This window comes from Cylindrospermum stagnale PCC 7417, from assembly GCF_000317535.1.
GTDB lineage: Bacteria > Cyanobacteriota > Cyanobacteriia > Cyanobacteriales > Nostocaceae > Cylindrospermum > Cylindrospermum stagnale.
In genome coordinates this window covers 3,005,248-3,023,808 of sequence record NC_019757.1, presented here as the reverse complement: position 1 = coordinate 3,023,808, position 18,561 = coordinate 3,005,248, and the positions used below count along the sequence as shown (strand labels likewise).

The window sequence follows — 18,561 nt, the reverse complement described above, 5'->3', positions numbered from 1 at the left end:
TATTTTGCTACTCAAATGCTACTCATCTAAAAGCGATCGCACTTCACCCCAGAAACGCGATCGCAATTATATTTGTCTTTTATAATCACGAATATAATATTCGCGGCTATTTTTATGAAAATTTACCACTAAGCTTTGGCTTAGTAATCGTGTATATATTATATATACATACTAAATAAAACTTACTCATGGCTGAAAGAACCCTGACCGAAATTTTACCTGGTGCTACTCAAGACGTAACCAAGCTGGAAATACCAAAAACATCTTTGGTAGAGGCAACCGCTACGAACAAATTTACCCCAGCAGCAACGAACACACTAGAATCAATGATTGCTGGACTAAGCCAAATCCTTGCCGTAAAATTCCCTACGAGAGAGTATGGGGACGACACCACAAGAAATTTACAAGTTACAGTGGGCGATCCAACCGTTTCGACGTCAGGCGGCGTCACTTATACCGAAACTGTTTTTACTTACACGTTCCAAAGGGTATTGAGTGCCGATGAATTATCAAGCATTGCTCTCAAGCCGGATGGAATGTAATGGCAGTTGCAACAATCTACAGAACCAGCGTTAGCTCATCGATCACCCAAACGCTAATATACGATGCAATTAAATCTTCTTTAATTAGCTCTGGCTTGATTTTTGTCAGTGAGTACACCGCCAGCGGGACAAAACATTGCGTATTTAGCAAGACAGCGGGGACGGGAACCTATGCAACTGTTTACTACCGATTTTACGTAACCACAGCCCTAGCAATTACACACCAGCTTTTTACAGCATGGAACATTGCCACCAATACTGGCAGCAATGGCAGTGGTGATACACACAGTACAATATTCGCCAGTGGTAGTGACATTGCGATAATCGCGTTTAACGGCGGCACTGAGTACAGCCTTGTTGGAGTACTCCAGGGGTCTACGTTTCAGTTGTTGGGCGTCTTAATTCCGGAGAACAGCTTCGATGTCTGGACTTTAAACCGTGCTCCTAAAGCTTGCATCAATCAAACATCAACTGGATCGGCTTGGTCGTTAACTGCCATAAACATCTTCAGTAATACCAACCTCACCGCCGACCCAGTTGGAAATTCCCTGTTATCTGCATTCTGTACAGAATTTAATACCTATGCCCCCGAAAAGGGGGTCAAGCTGAGGAGCAACACAGGGCAAGGATGCTGGCTGTGGACTAGCAGCAATTTTGCGGCCGTACCAGGAAATAGCATTCCCCGGTTGAGCATATTTCAAGAACCAGGCACAGGAAAGAATTTCATGATGCTGGGAACTGGCAACGGTGCATTAGCCATTGAGGTGGCGAATGCCTAGCATTCCACTAGGAACGCAAAGCATTTTATCTGTCCCTTTTAGAGCGAACCTAAGTCTAAAAGGGCAATTCAATCTTGCTGTCCTTGTGGGTTTGGCTAATCTGAAAATAACCTGTAGAACAGTAGCGCAATTAAATCCAGGATTACAAATTCAGGTAATAGAAAAAAGATTCCTGCCATCGGGAGATATCACCCAATCAGCAACTTTACTCACTCTATCTAAGTTAGGCTACGTCGGATTTAGCCCCCAATACACCAACACACTAGAATCATTCCTCGCAGCATTTATCGCCTATCTGTCAACCACCATCTCAAACAAGCCTGAATCAAAAATTAATTGCGAACGCGTGTCTGTATATATTGATGGAAACATTTTGGCTTACGTATTTGAATTAAGGTTCAAAAAGTCCCTACTGATAACAGATTACGAATTACCCCAAGTATCAGAAACATTTAACCCTATGGATTACTGAGCATGGCAACACATTGCAAAGAAGGTGATAAACCAAAAATAACAATCACCTTTAAAGACAGAAAATATACTTTTAGCGCTAAATATGCGCCGATTGAAATAACCACCAGAGAGGTACCAGCCTCCGCAAGCAATGGTTACAAAGAAGAAGGTTATTACATAGATGGTGGAGCGTACAAATTAAGCGTAAGAGATCATGAGATATCCTACAGCAACGGATACGACTACCTCGTAACGTTTATCCCTTGCGATAGGACTTCTTACCTCCTCCAAAGCCCATGCACGGGAATAATTGGCGGGCTAGCCTATGGAGATTCTGTTTCGTTAGCGGCGATGGGATGTAGGTCTCAATTTTTCAGGATAGACACACATTTAAATGGGCGTCTAACGGTATCCCCTAGTCCCAAATGCCCGAACACCGCTGAAAAAAAATGCTCTATTGAAATTAAATACAAGGGTATTACCATTCACAAATCACAGGGAGAATGCCCCGCTAGCTATAGCATTCAGTGTGGAAGATGTCCGGATGGACAGCATGAATGTCAATCACCCAGCTACCCTTTTTACTGTTGTAGTGATTGCAGCCAAACTGCCAAGAAAATCAACAATTTAGCAGGTAAGTATACATGAGTCAATGTACGGATGTTGATGCCGCGTTAGCTCGCCTGGAAGCAAAAATCGACGCCCAAAACAAGCAAATTTCAGACTTAAAAAATAATAAACAGGATAAAAACAAAAATCCTTCAGCGGCACCGAATAAAGGATATGACGACAAAGAACTTAGGCTAAGAATAGAAAAGATAGAGAGATACATAAACAAATTAGATGCAGATTTGAAGGTGATACATGACATAGTCAACACCCTTACAGATGGTATTAAAGGTTTCCTCGCCATCTTTGATAATCTTTTCCAAAACGTAGCTACCTTTTTTGGAATATTAAAATGACAATACCCTCAACTCCTGCTAGCGCCGATTTAGCTAAGGGGCTTACTAACTTAAGTAAAAATTTTGGGAGAAGAAGCCCCTATCGTTTCAGTAACTGGAACATTAAAAATTTACCAAATCCTGGAACAAAATTACCTGACAGCGCATTTAAAAAACTAGGACGCGCAGCCAATTTTTTTAGAGAAGGGCATTACACTCTAGACCAAATTAAGGAAATACAAAAAAACGGTAAAAAAGTCAAAGAGACAGCCGATAGAGTTGCGAAAGAGTCGGGCAATATGAAAAAGCTATGGGATGCACTTTTAGATCCATTTAAAAAGGTGGGGGGGCAGGGTGGAAAAGCTGCGGGGGGGATAGGGTCTCTTGTTGCAACAATAGTAGGCTTTGGTGGTATAGCCGCAATCTTGGCAATTAAGATTAAAGTCGATGAACTGACACAAGAACAGCAGGATAAGTTTAATAATGTGGCTCAAGCCGACTTATCCAAAGCATATAGCCTAGCTAGCCGTGGCATTCTTGCCGCCAGAAAAATCAAAGCTGACATTAAAGAGGTGAAACTCGAAAATCAGCGCACCAGAGATAGGGTTTATAGTTTAGAGAAATTATTGGTTCCTATTAGAGAAAAATTAAACAACATTACTTATGAAGTCAAGGTAGGGCGCAAAATCCTAGACGCTGGTATCGCCGCTGCGAAAAAAGCTGCTAATGATTCACTGGCGGAAGGTCGCAGTTTTAATACGAAAAATTCAAATGCTATTAAAGCACTCCAGACTGATTTTAATAAATATATTAATGCAGCCAAAGATGGATTCCAGCAGAAGATAGAAGCCACAGTAAACACCCTTAAAAAGGGATTGGCAGATGCTCAAACAGCCAACAGGCAGGCTAATCAAAGTATTGCCAAAGCTAATGATGCGATTAGCTTGCAATCAAAAGTAATTACATCACTACAAAATGCCTTTAAGGCTTTGAAGCCTGCCACTCCGGCAGACACCAAGGCAATTACAAATGATGTTATCGTTCGGGTAAAAGAGTTTTTTAACCCAACTATCAATAAAATTCCAGCAATAGAGAAAAATGTTTTTGAGCTAAAAAGCTCTAATTCTACCTTAAAAATTAATTTAGAAAACTTTAAGCGTAGCCAAGGATATATTGATGCAGCCCTACGAGACAGAGATAACTCAATTGCTGGGGGCGTAACTAATCTAGCCACTGCCATTAACCAACAAAATGACAGAATCAGTCAAATAAAAAACGGTGTTGTGGTTTCCCCCCCAACCGAATTGGCACAAGCCGTAAAGCTGCAACAAACCACCTTGGAGGAACAAAAGAGAATAGTAGCGAGTTTAGGGGGTGACTTAAAAACCTTTAAAGAATCAGTAGCCGAACATGACAAAAAACTGAATCAGTTAACTACTGGAGTTAACGGCTTGAACCAACAAAACGCCCAACTTAAAACTGATTTAGGAAAGTTGGATAAAAACATAAAGGAACAAAGGGAAGTGAACATCGAAGGAAATAGGAAATTAGATCAAATGTTCCCGCTCTTGCAATTGATTCCTGCTATTCCTGGCAACACAGCCAATGCAATTAAGCCAAACATACCAACCGTGCCTCAGATTGGAAATGAGGTAGGGAAACAGATATGTAATTCTGCTAATGGCGGATGCATGAAAAATGCGCTAGATAAAAACGCATCCGATATTAACAACAATAGCAATGCGAACAAGGGTGAATTGCTAGACAAGCTAAATGCCGCAAACAACGCCGGGCAAGACGCAGCACTACTAGAAATACTTTCCCGCCTGGGGGATAAAGTACCAGGTGGCTTGTCAGGGAAATTGGTGGATGGCTTTAAGTGGTTGCAGCTAGACAGGGCGCTGAATATCCTTACTTTTGCAGCTACAGTACATAATGCAGCAATGTTAAGCAACAATCTTTCTCAAACCTTGTTAGGCGTTATAAATAACGGACTACAATTAATAGGATTCAAAGACAGTGAGGGTAACCAGTTAGATATTAATACCGTTATTAACAGCACTGTAGAAGACATAGTTAAAGGCTTAATAGGAAGTGAAAACTATGCGGTTTTTACAGCATCATGGACTAAGGCTAGCCGAATCTATCAATCGGCAGCAAACATGATTAGCTCTATTACTAATATGTCTGATGTTATCCTGAATGGATTGGAAGTAGTCGCTGGTCAAACCGCTAAGGTTGGTAATGCATTAAGAAACTGGCGTGTAATTGGCGAAAAAGCTTACGAAACTTTCAATCCACAGCCAAATTTAAAATGGGGTATTTTTTCTAAGCTTCAAAAAGCACAAGAGTCCGCCGACTTCATTTTACAAGTATCTCAAGTCCCAATTGATATAATCCAGGCCGGGACTGATTTCAATGAAAGCCTAGCCGAGGTGACAAAGGCACTTAAAGAAGAGCCAGAAATTCCGAAAGGACTAAAAATTGAAGATGCTTTACAGACCAAAGCTCAAGAGACTGTGGTTAAAGAATCATCTATTGCTGCAATTCTTAACGATATTGACTTAGACCCTGACGAAGATTAACTTGACGAAGATTAAATGGCAATCCCTATAAATCATTCACCAATCGAACACTTTCACGACCTTTTAAGAAAAAAGCACAACGCAAATGTTCGCGCTTTTTTTAAAAACCAAAAATTTGATGAACCTGGAGGAACTCCCAAGGAACAAGCAGCATACGCCTGCTTAATGCGGGATGACGATAATGCCGAAACAATGATTCTGCGAAAGTTATTTTTTGAGTTTGATTGTGGTCATGCTCAAAGCCTTCAAGCCCCTGTTTATGGTATCCCGGTTTCGGAGCATCAACGAGGGGTGAAGTTTAAGCCTCAAGTGAAATTGTATTTTGTCGAAAGATTAGGGATTGATGTAATTGACCGTAATAATCCTGCGTCAGGTGAAATTACGTTTAGATTGATGAATGAGTCTAGCAACACATATTCTAGAGCCAAGGCAGAAGCAATGGCTAAAGATATAAAAAGAGAATTCGGTACCCCTATATTTAATTGGGAAAAAGGATGGTTTTATTACTACTATAAAGATTTTGAGCGAGGCTATGATTTGCGATTATTGGTTAAAAATAAATCAGAAGGGGAACGTATTGCTAAAAATGTCCTCGCTATTCAAGGGCATCCCTTCAACAAGGATTTTGTGGATTTCCCAGACCATGACAGGACATATTCTTTGAATCCAGGCACACAATTAATTTATGGGCAGCAAACCAAGAAGTCTGTAGAACGCCCTAGGGTTGACGTCCGCTTTCGCTATGCTCAACTTTTGTTGCATGGACGGTTAAAAGCTATTAATTTGGTTGCCACTCCACAATCACGACTTAAACAAGTAATAGAACGACTGACCACTATTTAAAATCTTTCCTGGATAAGTATACTGTCCCAACTAACGTGCGTGGACTGAAGTTAATGCTAATACTGGTATACCACCAATAGGAAAATTAACTCATGGGAAAACGAAACGCCAAGCTAGATTATGCCTTAAAATTATTACGCCCACTGACGGGTGGAACTACACCGGATTTGTCGGACGGCACGCCACTGGGATTTTACCAGGCTGTAGTATCTGGGAAAAAAGCAGTAGAGTACGGGACCCGTCCGCAAGCGTCGCAACCTGGTAGCCTCGTTGTTTATGCGTTGATGCCATTTGCGGAACCTGTGGCGACGGCTGCAAAGGCAAAAGTACCTCTGTCTCTCCGCGCTGAAACAGCAGTTGGTACTGCAAACGTAACTGCCGCTCTCTTAAATATTTCAAAAGGCGCAGCTGAGACTGAAGCGGCTGTAGAGGTGAATGGTTTCGTGCCTGCAAAAGTTACTATTTCAATTCGGGCATCAGGTGATGGAACCCCAAAAACATCTAAACGCACGGGAAGAAGATATAACGACAGAAGTACCGCAAGTTACACTTATCCATTTGGCATGAAAAGCACGGCATTAACCGAAGGTTACAAGGCGCTTAAACTAGCCATAGCAACGGCGATCAAGGGCGAAGGTCGTGCCGCTTCTTTTAGCCCAGAAATATATAGATAACTGCCATGCCTCCAACTATAGATAATTTGCTACGTATAGAGATTCCTCTATTTGGAGAGATGTCTGACGATGAAATTCAGCTACGCATCGATCAAGAGGAAATTGCCTATTTAGCCAGACAAGCATTCTGTAAAGGAGCGATTTCGTTTCAAGAATACCTTGATGTTCTTGAGACTGTAGACGTAGAGATGGACAATTATGTAACCGCACTGGAAAACGACTTGGTGATTATAGGGGTGATGTAATTGAGTGAGTTTAGCGCTGACTTAAATAATTCATCTTTATGGCATCTGGTTTACCAGGAATTGAAAGAAGCGCCGAATGTCACGTCATTGGGAGGATATATTAAACTACCTCCCTTTGAGGTTCCTCTTTTGCTTTCAAGTCGGTTGCTGATTGTACAAACAGCGTCTACCATACCTGCTTTTAAAAGGTGGAAATGGGCGGGATATCTAAGGGCGTTTCAATCGATAAAGGGTATTAAAACTGAGATATTGCAAAAGTCCTTAGATTTAAATAATGCAGAATTGATTGAGTTGCCGTCTTTTGCTAGCACTTATTCTCTGATACTAAATAGCAATGGAGAAGCTCACTGGCTAAGGAATTTACAGCTAACTATATATGAATTCACTGGAGAAGTTGAGAACGCCATTACTGTTACAAGAGATGCAGTTCTGGACATCAAGGAATTGATTGGAGGATAGATGCCAGATGCCATTTACCGTGAATGATTCCGTATCTCCCAGCAATACTCCTCAAACTATTATTGGGGCTATAAATGCATTAGCCTACCAAGTAAAAAGCATCTCCGGCGGGGCTACTTGGAAGTCTACGCCACCTACAACTATCCAAGCTTTATCTAGTAGTGTTGGCAGTCAAAACGGTGTGTTTCAGAGTGTTGGGACTGTCGGTCAACTAAACGACATAGTTCAATTAAAAAATGGGTTTTCTACTCTCAAAATACAAGCACAGAGAAGTAATCAGCAGACGGATTTGTATTATCTGAACTGGTTTCCAGACACTTCATTAAACCCTGCATTGACTCCAGGCGGACTTTATTTCGGATATGAGCAAGGTGGGGCGCGGTTAGCGCTGAACAATTCGGACTTGGTCTTGAATCGCAATAATCAGTTTATCGGAGGTATTTCCATAATAAATGGCAATCAAATGATTTTTTATATTCCCAGCATAGAGGGGCTTAGACTCCGAACCGCTGGGTATAGCGGACACTCAATAGCGATATCGCCCTACAATGGAATAAAAATTTATGGATTTAATGGAGCGGCTATTCTTTTCGATATTGCAGAAAATTCCGGAGCTAATTTAAGAAATTACAATGCAAGCTTTAGTTGCCTGACAATACATGCTGCTTCTGGTCAGGCGGTGGACTTATTGCAATTTAAAAACATTTCCGGTGTGGCTAAACTGGGTATTTCAAATGATTTTAAAATAAATTTCCCAGAGAATAGCAATTCCCCTACAAATGCATCTGCACCAGTAGGTTGGGTTGAGGTAAAAATAAATAATCAAATTGCCTACCTGCCTGCATATAAATAAAATAAATATATGGCATTAGTCCTGAAAGCTGGAAAAAGTTTTGTGAACCCAGTTACTGGAGGTTCTTACCTCGCAGCATACTTGAAAGTAGGGCGTATTACATATGACCGAGATAATAGGCTAGTTGAATTCATTCTTCTAACATACAACTCAAAGGCTGATCGTGACGCCAGCCGCGAACCTATTACATTTAAAAGATTTAGTGCTACTGGAGCCGAATTTGATGCTAACTTTACTCCATCATCGCTGGATGCTTCAGGGAATATTGTAAAAAGAATTTACGAGTACTTATCCCAAGTTATAGATGAAGAAGGTAACTTGCTTTATCCAGACTGGGAAAGCGATGTAATGTAGCAAATTTAATTAATTAGATAGTTAGAGTGAGGGCAAGTTGAGCATTAAAGATTTTTCGGAAATAGTAGGTTTTTTGGTTTCGCTGCTGGTTGTTGTGTGGAAGATAGCAGAGGTCAAGGCAAAGCTTGAAGCATCAACATTGAGCCTAGAAAAAAATTTTTATAAAGACTTAGAATTAACCAAGGATTCATTAGAAAAACAAATCGCCGCTCTTGATAAAGCGCTTGACAGGCATATTCAATCGGCAACCTATGAAAGAGACATAATGAACGCTAAGGTTGCCGATCAGCATCAAGATTCTACGGAAGCAATGTCTAGAATAAATAAACGAATATCAGGCGCAATTGTCTTTGAGCGCATGGAGCAACGGATCATTACCCTTAGCGACGCGATTAAAAACCAGGGGCATTTATGAACCACTCCGACACGATCGCACTTGGCACCCTACTTTTTGCAATCTTGACCAACATGATTTGGCTCGCCGCCTGGTATCTAAGCCGCGAAAAGTCTTCTGAACGGAAAAGAGTGGAGGCGGAAAGGGATTTCAATCATTTAAAAAATAACCAACTTCAAATTTCGGACGCGATCGCAGAACTAATGGACGAATTCAAAGAGGATCTGGGCACCATCTCTAGGGACATTCTAGAGATTAAGATTATGCTCAACATCAAAGCCCATCACCAGGACGGTGAAACGAAGGGCGATCGCCAAACTCATTCTCGTTAAGCATCTGCGTTATTGCGAATGAGCTTGGCTGTCCGCTAATATTTTTCTTCGGCTAAAGCCGGGAAGAAATCAATTGCCACCTGATAAGCCGCCTGATCAACCCATATTTTTTTGCCTTTATTATTCTGGTACGAAGCGGCATCGTTATAAATTAAGTACCAACTGCCCCCTTTAATTCTTCGGAAAATTTTAAAGGAGGACAAGAAATTAGAAATACTAACTTCGAGCATTAAAAAAATATCCATTAGTCAATTTTATAGATTAGGAGCGATCGCACTTCACCCCAGAAATGCGAACGGCTGCGCTTGGTAGATGAGCCGCTATAACCTCTGTCAGCAAAGGATTACAGCCATCTAATTACTCCGCCCAGGGCGATCGCACTTCACCCCAGAAATGCGAACGGCTGCGCTTGGTAGATGAGCCGCTATAACCTCTGTCAACAAAGGATTACAGCCATCTAATTACTCCGCCCAGGGCGATCGCACTTCACCCCAGAAATGCGAACGGCTGCGCTTGGTAGATGAGCCGCTATAACCTCTGTCAACAAAGGATTACAGCCATCTAATTACTCCGCCCAGGGCGATCGCCTTTTTCATGACTCGCCAGGCGCCTGCCACCGGAATTCGGATAAATCACTCGCTACAATCGTCTTGCCATCGTGGCTAAATATATATTGATTAGAAAATGGTGGATTAGGGACGGACACGAGCGCACAATCTAACGCCCAAATATAATCAAGACAATCTTCGTCACCTACCTGCCGAACAGAGTAGAGCCTGCCCTTCTTTAGCATCGCCTTGGACTGCCACGCTTCAATCTTCTCTAGAGCGATCGCCTTAATTGCCTCAATGGATTTTTCTTTCCCCAATGTTGGGATAAAGGTATTCTTGAGCGTCGCCCCTTTCCCAGATGGAAAGGTGAAGCTGATATTAAAGGTTACGCCGCCCTTTTTCGGTCGTCCAGTGAATTCCACCAAAATCTTAGTTTCTCCAAATATTCCAGGGAAAGAAAATTCCATTGGTGTTGGCAGGGGTTTCTCTTCTGTGATGTTTAGAGAATTTTCCAGAGCTGGTGCTGGTGCTCGCTGTACCAGATCCAGAAAATCAAAAGGTAATCGTCCGTTCACCTTTAGCTTTGCTTCTTTCGCCATTGAGTAGATAGCGGTAATTTCATCCTCTTGCCCAAAGCAGTCGCAGTTTTGGTTGATGATTCTCACTTTGTCCCCAGGACCAAAATTCTGGGTTGCCTCGCAAACCTCGACTACTTTTTTTAAATAACCAACATAAACGAGCGAGTGGTCAACAGTGCGTATAAAGTTAAAGTCCCCTTCATAAGGGTAATCCTGCACAACAAGCTCTCCGCCTTGTAGTGGATGGGTGGAAAAAACCCGATCGCCTGGTTTGTATCCTCTGTCAGTGCCTAGCGTCTGGGAAGCGCGATCGCTTTCCTCCCCATCTGCTGCCTGTTGATTTTGCACAGAATTAATTACAAGTTCAGTTTTATTTACTCCCTCCCCCAGCGAACCCCCTGCAAATCCTACATATCCTACATCTTCTTTGCAGGGCAAGGCTTTCAACCCTACACCCAATCCTACACCCGACCCTACATCATCCAACACCCGGCTCATGAGCCAATAGTCATAGTGTGGAATTTCGTTATCCTTGACCGGAACTCTAAGCCGCAGCCCTTTAATGAACACGCCTGTTTTTGTGCGCTGTTTCTCGACGGGCCAGTTTAAGATTGTGTGGCATAGCTCTATAAGATCCGGGCTAAAGACCTTGCAACTCTTAGGTGAATCACCAGAAGCGAGGCAGTGACGAATATAGGAGCCAAACAAAGTGTAGACATCCGCCCCGTTAACACCTTCATTCCTGTCGTTACCAATTGGGGTTAAAGCCATCGGATCATAGACAACCCGTTCATTCACCCACGCGGCGACTGAATCACCCTTCATCTGGTTTTCCCAGAACTCAAGGGTACACTGGGGAATTTCCTTCTCTCCCTTTAGTACAGCGGTAACATGATCGTCAGCGAGTGAAAGCAGGTAGTTGGTGAATGCTGCTAATTCTGGCTCAAAGATTTTAGATAACTGTTTCCGCTGACCCTCCGAGACAATCTTGTTGCAGGGAACTGTAATTGTCCGGCGTTTAGCACGGCTGCTGCTGCCACCGCTAAAAACGGGAAAATTGGAAACTACCAGAGTCATCCCTTGATAGTCAAAGTTGAATGCTCGTTTACCTTTTTCCTCAGCCCTAACTTTATCTTCGCCAGTTAAGCTGAGGAATCTTCCTATGCTTCCTCTGTAGGGGTCTTCATCTGGGAATATCACCAGCCGCTTACCAAATGCGTTCGCTCCTTCAAACTGGTTCATGCACCAGGCTGGGAGGTTGGTTACCAAAACGTTCTGATCGCCAATCAATTCAGTTACCAATCGGGTAAAAGTACCTTTACCAGTTCCACCAAGTCCAATTAGGTGAATAAATTTCTGAAGGTCATACCGTCCCTTGATTACGGCGTTGCAGTAGCAAATCAACAGTTCTTTAATGTCAGCATTGCCATTTGATAAGTGTTCTAGGAAGTTGCTGATATTGTCCCAGCTACCGCCATCTGTTGAATATTCTCTTGGTAAACTCCAGGTGAGTTTGTAACCAGGGGTGTGAGGTAGTAGTTTCCTTGTTGCAATCTCCACCACGCCATTGGTAAAAGGCAGGTATTCACGGGGTGATACTTCGTTCCAACGCCGCTCTATAAGTTCATGGCGTAACAGCTTCAGGACACTGCTAACGTAATCTGCACCAAATGCAAATGCTTCGACCTCTTTGCCTACTAATATTTTGTAGACAATAGCCTCCATGTACTCGTTAGACTCAGGTGACCATATGCCAAACGGCAAGTCATCAAGTGAACGGTTAAGGTCGTCTCCGTATCTCATCCATTGCTTAGTTTCATCGTTAAAAGCCAGCTTGCCGCGATAGTCTTCAGCTATCTTTTTCGCCATCTGGTCAGGCGGTGCATTTTTATGTTTCTCTGGTTCGTCAGCCGTTCCACTAGCAGCTCCTGAAAATTGTTTTTCTAATCTGCTTAACGCACGGCTGTAAGCTGTGTCAAAGGCTCCAAATCCTTTGTTAACTATGAGGTCATCAACTCCTTTGCCATCTTCTGATGACCAAACAATATCCTCTATGTAGTTCTTGAATCCGTCCTTGGCTAAGACTTTTTCTAATTTGCGTTTGGCGGCGTTAACTTTTCGCCTAGTTTCCTCTTTGCTGTCACGGTCAAACGCTAGCAACCAAATTGAACCTTCCTGATTAAACTGTCTCAAATCGGGAATTAATCCTTCCCTCCCCCCACACGTACAACCGTAGAGCGATAGCGGAATGTAGCCTTGAGTGAGTAGAGCCAATCCCTTTTTACCGCCCTCAGTAACAATCCGTGGAACCTTTAACGGAACAAGGCTACCGGTGTAGGCGGTAAAATTACCATCTCCACCGGCCCGAGAAATTTCTACTTGAGTAGCTTCCTTCAGCCACTCCCAGAAACTACCCTCTTCGGGCACCTCTACCCCATAGCGTGAGCCTATTTTTCTGCGAATACTGTTAGGTACTGGAGGAAGAAAAACGCGATCGCCGTTTTGGGTTGGAGCCAGATATTGATAGGGCTTTTTGCTTTTTTCATCCCACCGACTAATTATGCCCTGCCATATACTGCCATCTTCATTTTTGAACATAGCCGCGTAGATTGTTTCGCGGGCTTGATGTCCATATATGGTTGGTTGTTTCCAGTTGAGCAACTCATGTATGGGATATTCGGCGTCGTTGCCAGCACTGGCTTCTAAATCTGTATGGAATTCTATACATTCGGCGAATAGTTCGGGGGCAATGCCACTGCCTTCTATGAAATTGGTCTTAACAAATGTTTTGAATTCTTGGAAGCTAGCAAACTTGTTTTGTTCCTGGCTTACTGTTTTCGTAGGCTGGATGTCTTGCGGCTGTGGCGTTTCGGCGTATTTATCTGATACAATTGAATCAGATTGTTTTAATTTTACTGCGGTTGAAGTTGACGCTTCGCCGCTTTTTTTTGTTCTTGCCATATTATACAATTCCTGTCGTTTTAAAGCGGCTATCTATGCCTGGAAGGGGATGCTGTGCTCTGTGAGTCGATTACATCAGCCTGATTATGTTGGGTGTAGGGTTGGTGTAGGGTAAGATGTAGGATTCGGTGTAGGGACGAAAGCCTTGCAGGATAAGGAAGATGTAGGATATGTAGGATTGGCAGCGGTTTCATTTGAGTAGTGATTGCCCGAATGCCTGGTAAACAATTTGTCCTGGTGTCATTGGTAATTGGTAATTGGTAATTGGTAATTGCGCGATCGCACTCCCAACACTCAGAAGCGCTGTCACAGGAAAATTAAAGCAGCAGGCACTCCAGACACTTGCTTTAAATCCTCTGGCTTAAAATCTTCCTGCCATGAACACTCATTGCTCGAATGGCAGGTGACTCTGGTTGTGCCTCTGCACCCTTGACCTATGTGAAGGTCGCCTACACCGCAATATGGACAAAATCCCTCAACGATAGAAAGATGTATTTTGTCGAGTGTCGTTGGTAATCGGTCATTGGGAATTGGTAATCGGTAATCGGTCATTGGGAATTGGTAATTGGTAATCGGTCATTGGGAATTGGTAATCGGTAATCGGTCATTGGGAATTGGTAATCGGTAATCGGTAATTAGTCCGATCGCACTCCTGACACTTCACCAAGAGCGCGATCTCACTTTCTCTACTGATTCCAAATCGCGGTGTCTTCATCTATGGGCTGCGCCGCGGTGAAATCAACGTAATAATCAGCCCCCACCTCAAACTGACTAGCAGCTGATGCGTTATCAATCTGCAACGTGATTTGACCGGACGGCGTAGCTTTCCAGAAAGTTAGGTTCTCTTGCGTTGGTGGGTTGGTAGTTACCGGGGAAAAAACAACTGTGGCTATCTGGGTTCCAGCTTCTTTTAGATTGACTTGGCAGGTGAATTTGGCTCTTACTGTCATTGGTCATTAGTCCTTAGTCATGGGTTGTTGGTTGCACTTGCTACTAACCGAGGGCGATCGCTTGTTCCTTCGCAAAAATCAAGCTCCCTTCTTTCGCCGCTGGGGTTTCGCTCGTTGTACTGGGAATTCTAGGTAAGGCGGATCAAGTTCGCAGCTTGACCCGCTTTGTTGTGTAACTAGAAAGAGAATGAATGTAATTACTTTGAAAGATGATGATGTCGTCTGTATAAATGTGAGCCAGAACTTCACCAAGACCACAACATCAAAAGTGAGTGAGGTTAAATACTCGATGATCACAGAATGGCTAAAAGGACTGGGTAACTGGATGGGCGATGGGGTTGATGGCAGCCTTCTACTATCAGAAGGTGGTGGCTGGCAAAAAGGTAGATTTAGACTTCGGATGGAGTTCATTCCTAATCAGCCAAAAGCATCGCCAAAACCACCAGACGATTCACTTTCACTTCAGCCACAATCACCGCTGGATGACCTTCGAGCAAATCTTAGCTAACTAATCACATACTGATCGCCTCCTTTTATTGCTGCCCACCTATATATAGGTGGGTTTACTTGTGGGTGCCGTCTTCAAATAAAGGTACTTGCTTATGTAGAACTCGGTCTGTCACAAAGCTTTCGCGCATTTTCAACGGCTGTGAGATCCTAAGAGTGAGCGGAGTGTGTTCAGCAGATCCGCTCACTAACCCTTTACTTCAGATGTGTGAAACATATTTATTAAACAGATATGCTAAACACATCTGCTTATCGTATACTATGACAAAGCAGCCTGAAAGAAAAGCATTAACTCCAATGTCCTTGAGAAAAAAAGTCAATCTAACTCAAAGACAAGTTGCCCAAGCGCTAGACATACAGACTCAAACTGTTGGAGGTTGGGAAAAAGGAGGTATTCCGCACCTTCCCCCATCCAAGATTAAAAAATTGTGTGAGGTCTACCAATGTTCGCTTGATGACTTGATAGAAGCCTTTGAAGCAGAACAGCCTGTTAGCGCTGGTTAATGTTGTTGCCTGGCAGGCTAAATGCCTGCCTCCACTCTCCCCCGCACACTGCCACCGTGCCCCGTGCGGTTCATTCAGGAGAAAGCACCCTCATATATTCCAACGGGACCGTGAGGAAAAGTTTAGACATCACCCAGTGATGATCACCTCCAAGCCACCCAACCAAAAGGAGTCCACAGACGAAAATCACAAGTAACTGGCATTTACTCACTATTAATTTAATGATGTAAGTTCGCCAGCAGTGTAGATGGCTGCTGGCTTTTATGGGAGATGTGGCGAAATTGGCAAACGCTAGCAAGGGTCACGCAAGGTACCACGAACTGTTGAAAAAGTAGTCAGATTCTTTCTAGAGAGAAACACTACACAGTCGAGACATAACCATGCAGGTTCAAATCCTGTCATCTCCCCTTTCGCGCTAGGGATGCCCTGCCAAATAACAGGGACTAGTAGCAATTCCAAGGGGAAACCTAGACACCCAAGGACGGGAACCCAGCCCGTAAAGGAGAGGCGAAAGTCAGCCGGCATTGACTGGGAATCAATATCGACACTTGGGTAAAACCGAAAGGTAACGCTGGAGTGATCGACTAGAGACTTGACTTTAAGGGTGGAGAGAAACCCTTTAAACCCCACAGCGAAATAAGGCAGAGAAGCAGCCTGCCAGTAAACCAACGAACTGCGATGCTGTGAAAAATTCAGTTCACAAGTTAAACAATGAATGAAGCAATTTTTCTCGTTGACGATGAATTCTCTCTCTGTGTATCCTGCTCATTCCTAAGGTTCCTGGATGGGCACAAACTTAAAAGAGTTCCTTTTTGCACTCATCCAACCAGTAACGAGCCTGTTGAGCACACAGAGATTTACTCTTGTGTGCTTTATCAGGAGATGCAAGGCATACCAATCGTCGAAGAAAGTAGTATATCGGTAAAACAAATGGAACCCCAGCAAATCCCAACCGAATTATCTAAGTTAGTAATTCGTCGCCAACAAGTCCTAGACTTGTATGTTCAAAAACAGCAAGAGCTAAGCCTTTTAAGCAAAGAATGCGGCAGACTTGCCACAGCAATATTTCAAGCAGCAGATAAGGAGGAATTCATCATACAGAATGGTGACGAATTGATTCTCATTAAACTTGACCCAGAGGAAGGATGCATCCTAGTTCAGAAACGAGTTCCATTAATCAAAGAACAATGAACATAAACCAACAACTAATGGCTATTGGTTACGCCGCGCTTTGGGGATGCTTTTTTTGGCTGACTTCCCCACCCTTCGTACAGTGGATACCCCAAGTATTCGAGGTGTGCCTATTTGGTCATATCTGCTTTTTATGGGGACGAAAAGGTGCAATAGATTGGCTCATGCTCCAATACCGAGATGGCAACTGGAAAGATTGAAAAATGCAAAAACTAACCTGTTTCCAACTCATCAACGGCATCAAAAACCGCATACCTAGAGGCAGATCCAAAGGCTCGACAATCATCTCCTATTTGGAGAAACACGGCTACATCGAGCAGCCACGCCCACACTTTTACAAAATCAAGGAAGGGGTCGTCGTTGGACGCCATGATGTAGAAGCAATAGCCGAAGCAATAATATCAAAACGCAGCATCACACCAACACTAAACCCAACAAATAATGGCTGAACTAAAACGCATTTTGTCAATGGCACAACGAGCCAGAAAGATTATTAATCCAAAGAAATGGTACACACAATCACACGGAGGCTGCATAGTTCGCTATGACAAATAACACCGCAGACTTTACCGCATCTCTGCAATCAATGGAGACTGAATTACAGCGACTAATTCAGTGTCAAGACTATGCAGACATTATAGCTAGCAAGCTTTACATCCCTGAATTCTCCCTCATGGATGCACTGCACGCCGTCCAGGAAGCCATAAGAGAGTATGAAGCTATAAAGACAATACTTTCTCAGTACCCTCACGACAAACCAGCCGACGCAGCAGCCAAACACTTGACAGGATTAGACAGTAAAAACTTTCTTCAGTTAATAGCAATAAACAATGATTGACATCGAACAATTAGCAAAAATAGCTTACAAAGCCAGACATCCAGAAGATGAACATATCTGGGAAGATGCATTAGATAGCAACAAAGATTTCTACAGGTTAATCGCAGCCGGACAAAAAACATTCATTGAATCTGAAATAAACCGACAGGTAAATAAGTCCATAAAAAGCTTTGTAGTCTGGGCAATCTATCGACTCATTCCAATCATTCAGGATGTCACCCACAGAGAAAAAGCAAGGATTGCCGGAGAACTATTAAAGGATTTGACCGAAATCAAATTCAAATCGGCAGAAGAACCAGATCCCGATGACATCCCTTTTGAACTCGGCGGCATACGTCCTGATATGTCGCCAGAAAACTATTAACTTTTAATATGGACACAACTCATTGGAGACAAAAATCTCAACAGGTAATCGCCAAGGTAGTAAAGGAGTTGCCCGAAGATGCAACTCCACAACAAATAAAGCAGGCGATAGACAAATCCTACCCATTTGGTAGTCGCGAAAACCATCCATACAAAATATGGTTGGATGAACGGCGAAAGACATTTTACGATTTAGGCTTGGCTGAAAAAAAGCCCGATAAAAAAGGCAGAAAGACCCGCATTCCAGCCATTAAATGCGACCACGTTGTAGAGGGGCAGTTGTCACTGTTTTATGATGACAAAATATTCAGATGAGGAAATACTAACCTTCGCGAAAAGCGAAATCAAATTCTACTTAACGCATGAATCAGCGCATCCAAATTATGAATATGACGATGACGACGAAATTATTTCAGATGACATAGGTTGCACTGTGTTTAGTAGCTGCACATCCTTTGAAGTCAAGGACGCAGCTATTGACCCTGAACATATTTCCGGCTATGAAAACTGCGTGGCTGGTGTGATTGTCACGGTTGACTGGTCCTGGTCTTCAGAGGATGAAGATGAACCTCAGTTTGAAGAGGATGTAGAGCTACTGATTGAAATTTACGACGTGGACGATGAACTAAGCGCCAACCGCCGCGAAATAGAAAGAGTTTAA

The 18,561-nt window shown here is 43.0% G+C and carries 26 protein-coding genes and 1 tRNA gene; 23 read left to right on the top strand and 4 right to left on the bottom strand.

Going from position 1 to position 18,561, the window contains the following annotated elements; all coding sequences use genetic code 11:
- The first annotated feature begins 188 nt into the window (after positions 1-188).
- From CYLST_RS12230 to CYLST_RS12165, 13 genes are all read left to right on the top strand, one after another.
- A complete protein-coding gene (locus CYLST_RS12230) occupies positions 189-542 on the top strand; it encodes a hypothetical protein (RefSeq protein ID WP_015208037.1) in 354 nt (117 codons plus the stop codon).
- Positions 542-1,321, top strand: coding sequence for a hypothetical protein (locus tag CYLST_RS12225; protein WP_015208036.1), 780 nt, complete (start codon positions 542-544; stop codon positions 1,319-1,321). The genes CYLST_RS12230 and CYLST_RS12225 overlap by 1 nt, the downstream gene beginning before the upstream one ends.
- Positions 1,314-1,793 carry a hypothetical protein gene (locus CYLST_RS12220; RefSeq protein ID WP_015208035.1) on the top strand — a complete coding sequence of 160 codons (480 nt, stop codon included), beginning with the start codon at positions 1,314-1,316 and terminating at the stop codon, positions 1,791-1,793. Before CYLST_RS12225 ends, CYLST_RS12220 begins: the two co-directional genes overlap by 8 nt.
- Positions 1,794-2,418: 625 nt before the next feature.
- Positions 2,419-2,739: a hypothetical protein gene (locus CYLST_RS12210; RefSeq protein ID WP_015208033.1), complete on the top strand. Its 321-nt coding sequence runs from the start codon at positions 2,419-2,421 to the stop codon at positions 2,737-2,739.
- Positions 2,736-5,303 (top strand): hypothetical protein, encoded by a 2,568-nt coding sequence (locus tag CYLST_RS12205; RefSeq protein ID WP_015208032.1) that lies wholly within the window; start codon positions 2,736-2,738, stop codon positions 5,301-5,303. Before CYLST_RS12210 ends, CYLST_RS12205 begins: the two co-directional genes overlap by 4 nt.
- A 15-nt stretch (positions 5,304-5,318) precedes the next feature.
- The gene (locus CYLST_RS12200; protein WP_015208031.1) at positions 5,319-6,146 is read left to right on the top strand and encodes a hypothetical protein; all 828 of its coding nucleotides are present in this window, start codon (positions 5,319-5,321) and stop codon (positions 6,144-6,146) included.
- A gap of 92 nt (positions 6,147-6,238) precedes the next feature.
- Positions 6,239-6,820, top strand: coding sequence for a hypothetical protein (locus CYLST_RS12195; RefSeq protein ID WP_015208030.1), 582 nt, complete (start codon positions 6,239-6,241; stop codon positions 6,818-6,820).
- Between the two features lie 5 nt (positions 6,821-6,825).
- Positions 6,826-7,065, top strand: a complete 240-nt coding sequence (locus tag CYLST_RS12190; RefSeq protein WP_015208029.1) for a hypothetical protein — start codon at positions 6,826-6,828, stop codon at positions 7,063-7,065.
- Positions 7,066-7,524 (top strand): hypothetical protein, encoded by a 459-nt coding sequence (locus CYLST_RS12185; protein ID WP_015208028.1) that lies wholly within the window; start codon positions 7,066-7,068, stop codon positions 7,522-7,524.
- A 7-nt stretch (positions 7,525-7,531) separates the two neighbouring features.
- Positions 7,532-8,377 carry a hypothetical protein gene (locus CYLST_RS12180; RefSeq protein ID WP_015208027.1) on the top strand — a complete coding sequence of 282 codons (846 nt, stop codon included), beginning with the start codon at positions 7,532-7,534 and terminating at the stop codon, positions 8,375-8,377.
- A 9-nt stretch (positions 8,378-8,386) separates the two neighbouring features.
- A complete protein-coding gene (locus CYLST_RS12175) occupies positions 8,387-8,731 on the top strand; it encodes a hypothetical protein (RefSeq protein ID WP_015208026.1) in 345 nt (114 codons plus the stop codon).
- Positions 8,732-8,768: 37 nt separating this feature from the next.
- Positions 8,769-9,146, top strand: a complete 378-nt coding sequence (locus tag CYLST_RS12170; protein ID WP_015208025.1) for a hypothetical protein — start codon at positions 8,769-8,771, stop codon at positions 9,144-9,146.
- Positions 9,143-9,457, top strand: a complete 315-nt coding sequence (locus CYLST_RS12165) for a hypothetical protein (RefSeq protein WP_015208024.1) — start codon at positions 9,143-9,145, stop codon at positions 9,455-9,457. The genes CYLST_RS12170 and CYLST_RS12165 overlap by 4 nt, the downstream gene beginning before the upstream one ends.
- A gap of 35 nt (positions 9,458-9,492) precedes the next feature.
- Here CYLST_RS12165 and CYLST_RS12160 read toward each other — a convergent pair whose 3' ends face one another.
- The 4 genes from CYLST_RS12160 to CYLST_RS12150 all read right to left on the bottom strand — a co-directional run bounded on the left by CYLST_RS12160 (position 9,493) and on the right by CYLST_RS12150 (position 14,497).
- Positions 9,493-9,702, bottom strand: a complete 210-nt coding sequence (locus CYLST_RS12160) for a hypothetical protein (protein WP_041233080.1) — start codon at positions 9,700-9,702, stop codon at positions 9,493-9,495.
- Between the two features lie 347 nt (positions 9,703-10,049).
- Entirely contained in the window at positions 10,050-13,547 is a 3,498-nt protein-coding gene (locus tag CYLST_RS12155) for a phage/plasmid primase, P4 family (protein WP_015208022.1), read from the bottom strand.
- A gap of 306 nt (positions 13,548-13,853) precedes the next feature.
- Positions 13,854-14,099 carry a hypothetical protein gene (locus CYLST_RS34465; protein ID WP_157162574.1) on the bottom strand — a complete coding sequence of 82 codons (246 nt, stop codon included), beginning with the start codon at positions 14,097-14,099 and terminating at the stop codon, positions 13,854-13,856.
- 134 nt (positions 14,100-14,233) lie between these two features.
- Positions 14,234-14,497, bottom strand: coding sequence for a hypothetical protein (locus CYLST_RS12150; RefSeq protein WP_015208021.1), 264 nt, complete (start codon positions 14,495-14,497; stop codon positions 14,234-14,236).
- A 187-nt stretch (positions 14,498-14,684) separates the two neighbouring features.
- Between CYLST_RS12150 and CYLST_RS12145 the strand changes: the two genes are divergently transcribed.
- The 10 genes from CYLST_RS12145 (at position 14,685) to CYLST_RS12110 (ending at position 18,561) form a co-directional block, all read left to right on the top strand.
- Positions 14,685-15,005: a KGK domain-containing protein gene (locus tag CYLST_RS12145; protein ID WP_015208020.1), complete on the top strand. Its 321-nt coding sequence runs from the start codon at positions 14,685-14,687 to the stop codon at positions 15,003-15,005.
- 260 nt (positions 15,006-15,265) lie between these two features.
- Positions 15,266-15,508 (top strand): helix-turn-helix domain-containing protein, encoded by a 243-nt coding sequence (locus CYLST_RS12140; RefSeq protein WP_015208019.1) that lies wholly within the window; start codon positions 15,266-15,268, stop codon positions 15,506-15,508.
- A gap of 266 nt (positions 15,509-15,774) precedes the next feature.
- Positions 15,775-15,915, top strand: a tRNA-OTHER gene (locus CYLST_RS34460).
- 475 nt (positions 15,916-16,390) lie between these two features.
- On the top strand, positions 16,391-16,699 hold the full coding sequence (locus CYLST_RS34455; protein ID WP_157162573.1) for a hypothetical protein: 309 nt from the start codon (positions 16,391-16,393) through the stop codon (positions 16,697-16,699).
- The gene (locus tag CYLST_RS12130; RefSeq protein WP_041233079.1) at positions 16,696-16,899 is read left to right on the top strand and encodes a hypothetical protein; all 204 of its coding nucleotides are present in this window, start codon (positions 16,696-16,698) and stop codon (positions 16,897-16,899) included. Before CYLST_RS34455 ends, CYLST_RS12130 begins: the two co-directional genes overlap by 4 nt.
- A 3-nt stretch (positions 16,900-16,902) precedes the next feature.
- Complete coding sequence (locus tag CYLST_RS34450; RefSeq protein WP_015208016.1) at positions 16,903-17,148, top strand: hypothetical protein; 246 nt, start codon at positions 16,903-16,905, stop codon at positions 17,146-17,148.
- Positions 17,149-17,243: 95 nt separating this feature from the next.
- Positions 17,244-17,537 carry a hypothetical protein gene (locus CYLST_RS12125; protein ID WP_041233078.1) on the top strand — a complete coding sequence of 98 codons (294 nt, stop codon included), beginning with the start codon at positions 17,244-17,246 and terminating at the stop codon, positions 17,535-17,537.
- A complete protein-coding gene (locus tag CYLST_RS12120; protein WP_015208015.1) occupies positions 17,530-17,901 on the top strand; it encodes a hypothetical protein in 372 nt (123 codons plus the stop codon). The genes CYLST_RS12125 and CYLST_RS12120 overlap by 8 nt, the downstream gene beginning before the upstream one ends.
- 8 nt (positions 17,902-17,909) lie before the next feature.
- Complete coding sequence (locus CYLST_RS12115; protein ID WP_015208014.1) at positions 17,910-18,215, top strand: hypothetical protein; 306 nt, start codon at positions 17,910-17,912, stop codon at positions 18,213-18,215.
- A complete protein-coding gene (locus CYLST_RS12110; protein WP_015208013.1) occupies positions 18,193-18,561 on the top strand; it encodes a hypothetical protein in 369 nt (122 codons plus the stop codon). The genes CYLST_RS12115 and CYLST_RS12110 overlap by 23 nt, the downstream gene beginning before the upstream one ends.

Coding starts and splice junctions, on each gene's coding strand:
- CYLST_RS12230 (WP_015208037.1), top strand. CDS start 189: ATGGCTGAAAGAACCCTGACCGAAATTTTACCTGGTGCTACTCAAGAC.
- CYLST_RS12225 (WP_015208036.1), top strand. CDS start 542: ATGGCAGTTGCAACAATCTACAGAACCAGCGTTAGCTCATCGATCACC.
- CYLST_RS12220 (WP_015208035.1), top strand. CDS start 1,314: ATGCCTAGCATTCCACTAGGAACGCAAAGCATTTTATCTGTCCCTTTT.
- CYLST_RS12210 (WP_015208033.1), top strand. CDS start 2,419: ATGAGTCAATGTACGGATGTTGATGCCGCGTTAGCTCGCCTGGAAGCA.
- CYLST_RS12205 (WP_015208032.1), top strand. CDS start 2,736: ATGACAATACCCTCAACTCCTGCTAGCGCCGATTTAGCTAAGGGGCTT.
- CYLST_RS12200 (WP_015208031.1), top strand. CDS start 5,319: ATGGCAATCCCTATAAATCATTCACCAATCGAACACTTTCACGACCTT.
- CYLST_RS12195 (WP_015208030.1), top strand. CDS start 6,239: ATGGGAAAACGAAACGCCAAGCTAGATTATGCCTTAAAATTATTACGC.
- CYLST_RS12190 (WP_015208029.1), top strand. CDS start 6,826: ATGCCTCCAACTATAGATAATTTGCTACGTATAGAGATTCCTCTATTT.
- CYLST_RS12180 (WP_015208027.1), top strand. CDS start 7,532: ATGCCATTTACCGTGAATGATTCCGTATCTCCCAGCAATACTCCTCAA.
- CYLST_RS12175 (WP_015208026.1), top strand. CDS start 8,387: ATGGCATTAGTCCTGAAAGCTGGAAAAAGTTTTGTGAACCCAGTTACT.
- CYLST_RS12165 (WP_015208024.1), top strand. CDS start 9,143: ATGAACCACTCCGACACGATCGCACTTGGCACCCTACTTTTTGCAATC.
- CYLST_RS12160 (WP_041233080.1), bottom strand. CDS start 9,702: ATGGATATTTTTTTAATGCTCGAAGTTAGTATTTCTAATTTCTTGTCC.
- CYLST_RS12155 (WP_015208022.1), bottom strand. CDS start 13,547: ATGGCAAGAACAAAAAAAAGCGGCGAAGCGTCAACTTCAACCGCAGTA.
- CYLST_RS34465 (WP_157162574.1), bottom strand. CDS start 14,099: ATGACCGATTACCGATTACCAATTCCCAATGACCGATTACCAACGACA.
- CYLST_RS12150 (WP_015208021.1), bottom strand. CDS start 14,497: ATGACAGTAAGAGCCAAATTCACCTGCCAAGTCAATCTAAAAGAAGCT.
- CYLST_RS12145 (WP_015208020.1), top strand. CDS start 14,685: ATGAATGTAATTACTTTGAAAGATGATGATGTCGTCTGTATAAATGTG.
- CYLST_RS12140 (WP_015208019.1), top strand. CDS start 15,266: ATGACAAAGCAGCCTGAAAGAAAAGCATTAACTCCAATGTCCTTGAGA.
- CYLST_RS34455 (WP_157162573.1), top strand. CDS start 16,391: ATGCAAGGCATACCAATCGTCGAAGAAAGTAGTATATCGGTAAAACAA.
- CYLST_RS12130 (WP_041233079.1), top strand. CDS start 16,696: ATGAACATAAACCAACAACTAATGGCTATTGGTTACGCCGCGCTTTGG.
- CYLST_RS34450 (WP_015208016.1), top strand. CDS start 16,903: ATGCAAAAACTAACCTGTTTCCAACTCATCAACGGCATCAAAAACCGC.
- CYLST_RS12125 (WP_041233078.1), top strand. CDS start 17,244: ATGACAAATAACACCGCAGACTTTACCGCATCTCTGCAATCAATGGAG.
- CYLST_RS12120 (WP_015208015.1), top strand. CDS start 17,530: ATGATTGACATCGAACAATTAGCAAAAATAGCTTACAAAGCCAGACAT.
- CYLST_RS12115 (WP_015208014.1), top strand. CDS start 17,910: ATGGACACAACTCATTGGAGACAAAAATCTCAACAGGTAATCGCCAAG.
- CYLST_RS12110 (WP_015208013.1), top strand. CDS start 18,193: ATGATGACAAAATATTCAGATGAGGAAATACTAACCTTCGCGAAAAGC.